This window comes from Bacillus sp. MBGLi79, assembly GCF_002953915.1.
Map to the genome: position 1 here is coordinate 2,917,740 of NZ_CP026521.1, position 3,893 is coordinate 2,921,632.

3 protein-coding genes and 1 pseudogene are annotated in these 3,893 nt (G+C 45.2%); 1 reads left to right on the top strand and 3 read right to left on the bottom strand.

The genetic code is table 11. The annotated features are described in order from the left end of the window. Positions 1–83: 83 nt before the first annotated feature. Positions 84–1,028 carry a 4-hydroxy-3-methylbut-2-enyl diphosphate reductase gene (locus C1T29_RS14780; RefSeq protein ID WP_023855228.1) on the top strand — a complete coding sequence of 315 codons (945 nt, stop codon included), beginning with the start codon at positions 84–86 and terminating at the stop codon, positions 1,026–1,028. A gap of 26 nt (positions 1,029–1,054) precedes the next feature. Here C1T29_RS14780 and C1T29_RS14785 read toward each other — a convergent pair whose 3' ends face one another. The 3 genes and pseudogenes from C1T29_RS14785 to C1T29_RS14795 form a co-directional block, all read right to left on the bottom strand. Then, positions 1,055–2,176 (bottom strand): Nif3-like dinuclear metal center hexameric protein, encoded by a 1,122-nt coding sequence (locus C1T29_RS14785; RefSeq protein WP_048350290.1) that lies wholly within the window; start codon positions 2,174–2,176, stop codon positions 1,055–1,057. After that, positions 2,173–2,838: a tRNA (adenine(22)-N(1))-methyltransferase gene (locus tag C1T29_RS14790; protein ID WP_230631872.1), complete on the bottom strand. Its 666-nt coding sequence runs from the start codon at positions 2,836–2,838 to the stop codon at positions 2,173–2,175. Before C1T29_RS14790 ends, C1T29_RS14785 begins: the two co-directional genes overlap by 4 nt. 136 nt (positions 2,839–2,974) lie before the next feature. Next, positions 2,975–3,700: pseudogene (locus C1T29_RS14795) on the bottom strand (endonuclease V). Between the last annotated feature and the right edge of the window lie 193 nt (positions 3,701–3,893).

Below are 3,893 nucleotides of genomic sequence, written 5' to 3' on the forward strand. Positions count from 1 at the left end.
GGTCTATAGAGACTGCAAAAATAAGCCGTTTTTTACGGCTTTTTATCATGCCCGGCTCTTACTTCTTTATAGGAGGACTAAGAATGAACGTAATTAAAATATCGCCGCGCGGCTATTGCTACGGTGTCGTCGACGCCATGGTCATCGCAAAAAACGCGGCTCTCGATAAAAGTCTGCCGAGACCTATATATATTTTAGGAATGATCGTTCACAATAAACATGTCACCGACGCATTTGAAAAAGAGGGCATTTATACGCTTGACGGTCCGAACCGGCTTGAGATTTTGAATCAGGTCGACAAAGGAACGGTGATCTTCACCGCTCACGGCGTTTCGCCCGAAGTCCGTAAAATAGCTGAGGATAAAGGTCTTGTCGCGATTGACGCCACCTGCCCTGATGTGACAAAAACACACGATTTAATCCGAAAAATGAAAGCGGAAGGCTATCACGTCATCTACATTGGAAAAAAAGGACACCCGGAGCCTGAAGGAGCGGTCGGTGTCGCCCCGGATATCGTTCATCTTGTCGAAACCGAAGAAGACGTGGAAAGGCTGGACATTGAAGCGGAGAAACTGATTGTCACGAACCAAACGACGATGTCCCAATGGGATGTCCATGATATTATGGAAAAAGTAAAAGAAAAATATCCGGATGTTGAATTCCACCAGGAGATTTGTCTGGCCACCCAGGTGCGTCAGGAAGCGGTGTCCGAACAGGCGAAAAAAGCCGACTTGACAATCGTTGTCGGCGATCCGAAAAGCAATAACTCGAATCGCCTCGCCCAGGTCTCCGAGGAAATCGCAGGCACGAAAGCATACCGGATCGGCGATTTAAGCGAATTAAAGCTGGAATGGCTCGACGGCGTGGAAACCGTCGCTGTAACGGCCGGCGCATCGACCCCGACTCCGATTACAAAAGAAGTCATCCGCTTTTTAGAACAATTCGATCGTGAAGATCCTTCCACATGGAAGATCAGTCACGAAGTACCTCTTCAAAAAATCTTGCCTAAAGTAAAAGCAAAAACCTGAAGCATCCATCGCTTCAGGTTTTGTTTTTATAAAAATGTAAACGGGTTCGTATTTGTATCTGATGGAAAGACGGCGACATTGTATTTTTTCTTTCGGCACATCGCCGTCAGCTTTTTCGCAACTCCGTTTTTCATGATTTGTTCGGCATAATGTCCAGGGTCGACCACATTCAGCCCGATCATCATGGCATCGTGCGCTGTATGGAAATAAAGATCTCCTGTTACATATACATCGGCGCCCATACGTTTTGCATGATGGATGTATTTATTGCCGTCGCCGCCTAATACAGCGACCTTCTTCACTTTCGCATCAGACTTGCCCACCATCCGCGCTCCGTTTGCCTCCAGCTTTTCTTTCACATAACGGGCAAATGCTTCGAGTGTCATCTCTTCATTCAATTCACCGATACGACCCAGCCCTTTTCGAAGCGGACTCTGCTCGACGGGATAAATATCAAAGGCCACTTCTTCATACGGATGAGCCTCATTCATCGCTTTGATCACGGATTTTTCAATACCTGACGGATAAACGGTCTCGATTCTTACCTCTTCGACCCGTTCAAGCTCGCCCCGCTCGCCGATAAAAGGATCGGCTTCAGACAGCGGCTTGAAGCTGCCGACTCCTTCTGAAGAAAACGCACAGTGGCTGTAGGCGCCGATATGACCGGCTCCGGCGTCTCCAAGCGCTGCGCGCACCTGTTCTTCATAATCTTTCGGGACATAGACGGCGAGTTTTTTCAGTGGCTCTTCGTAGGTTGGAACGAGCACTTTTGTGTTCTTTAATTCCAGCGCTTCCGCAAGCATGTCGTTGACACCGCCGTCAGCAACATCGAGATTTGTATGAGCCGCATAAACGGCGATATCATGCTTGATGCACTTTTCGATCAGCCTTCCGCCGGGCTGGTCTGTGATGACATGTTTCAGCGGCCTGAAAACAGGCGGATGGTGCGCAATGATTAAGTCAACGTTCTTTGCAATCGCTTCATCAACCGTTTCTTCGAGAACATCTAGCGTGACCATGACATTGGACACCGTTTTGTTCAGCGTGCCGATTTGCAGGCCGATTTTATCGCCTTCAACGGCGTATGACTTTGGTGAAAATTGTTCAAACAATTGGATGATTTCATGCCCGTTTATCGTTTTTGTCATCTTCTAAGTACCTCCTTTAAGACCTCTATCCGTTTTGACAGTTCAAGCAATTTTTGTTGATTTTCTGCACTCGGAAGAGCCGCTTCAATTTGTTGATAGATGTTTTCCGTATGTTTCAGTTCTTGCGACCATTTTTTGATAAAAACAGCATTTTTTTGTTTGGCCAAAAATGGGCCGACAAGCATGCCTGCCGCAAAGGAAATCCCATCGTAAGCCGCATCCCGATCGCCCGCTTCCGCGACGAGAACCTCATAGTACTTGCCGTCTTCCTCAAGGATTTCTTCATTGATCAGTGCATAGCCTTCCTGATAGAGCCATTCTCTAATATGGTGAGCGTGGATATTCGGCTGTAAAACCAAACGTTCCTTACCTGAGAGCTTATCCTTGCCCGCTTTTAGAATGTGAGCAATGAGCGAGCCTCCCATTCCGGCAATCGTGATCACATCAGCTTCGCCCTTTTCAATCACTTCAAGCCCGTCGCCTTTCCTTACGGATATGAGCGGACTTAATTGCAATTTCTCAACCTGCTGCTTCGCAGAAAGAAAAGGACCATCTGTGATTTCTCCGGCGATCGCGGCGCTTGCCAGTCGATTCAGCACACAATAGCAAGGCAAATACGCATGATCAGACCCGATATCAGCGACAACCGCCCCTTTTGTTATGTATTTCGCCACAGTCTGCAGCCTTTTCGATAACTTCAATTCATTCACAATTATCACAACTTTTCTAGATTCATTTTTCCTTTACTATCATATAAAAAATCGCTTTAGTTTCCAAGCTGGAACAGCAAATCAACTTCTACTCGATCAATTTTTGATTTTCTCTGTAGTACGCACGTAAAGCATGAGTCTCAAGATCCGCGAGCCGAACCGGAATCGGCAGCCTGCTTTCTCGATTGACCAAGCTCATCGCGATGTCATAACTGCTGTCTAAATCAATCAAATGTCCGCATGATAGAAATATCGGTTTGACATCTTGCCTTGTCCGCACCGCACGTCCGTAGACTTCGCCATCAATTACAATATCAGTATAAGCACCGAAATTATTATCAGGCATCACAAAATCAGTTTGTTTTATTTTCAAGTAAGTTTTCGCAATGCCGATCGTTGGCTTTTCGAGAAAAAACGCCGCATGTGTCGCAATCCCCATATGGTTAAAATGGAGATAGCCATTCCCGTCAAATAAAAAAACATCCGGTTCAATCGTCAGCTTCTTAGCCGCCTTAATAATAAGCGGCAGCTCCCTAAAAGCAAGAAACCCCGCGATATAAGGCACAGCGATTTTTCCTGCACTATGTACTTTTTCAATGACACGCTTCGTATGAAAATCCAGCACGTTGATACTGCAGACACCAAACGCTTCACCATCTTCCTACCAATAAGCTAAATCAACCCCCGCACAGGTTTGCAGAGCGTCTTTACTGATAGATTTTACTAGATTGATATGTTTTTTTAGTTTTGTTTGTATCGTTAAAAAGTCATTTTCTTGGTTTAAATTAAAATCGTGTATGTTGTTGATGTTCATCTTTAAAAACCAACTTTCTATCATCCCATTTTTCAAAGCACTTTTATCCAGATCATATCTAAATTGTTCAGTTCATTCAAAGTTATTGATTCATACCGGGATAAGCCGGGACAGCAAGATGTCTTATAGAATGAGCAGCATATAAAAAAGAACCCCTCAACAAGCAAAAAATTGGGAGCTCTGTTTGTCTTTT

Bases quoted from the DNA above. Each gene is read 5' to 3' on its own strand.
- C1T29_RS14780 (WP_023855228.1), top strand. From the start codon at position 84: ATGAACGTAATTAAAATATCGCCGCGCGGCTATTGCTACGGTGTCGTC.
- C1T29_RS14785 (WP_048350290.1), bottom strand. From the start codon at position 2,176: ATGACAAAAACGATAAACGGGCATGAAATCATCCAATTGTTTGAACAA.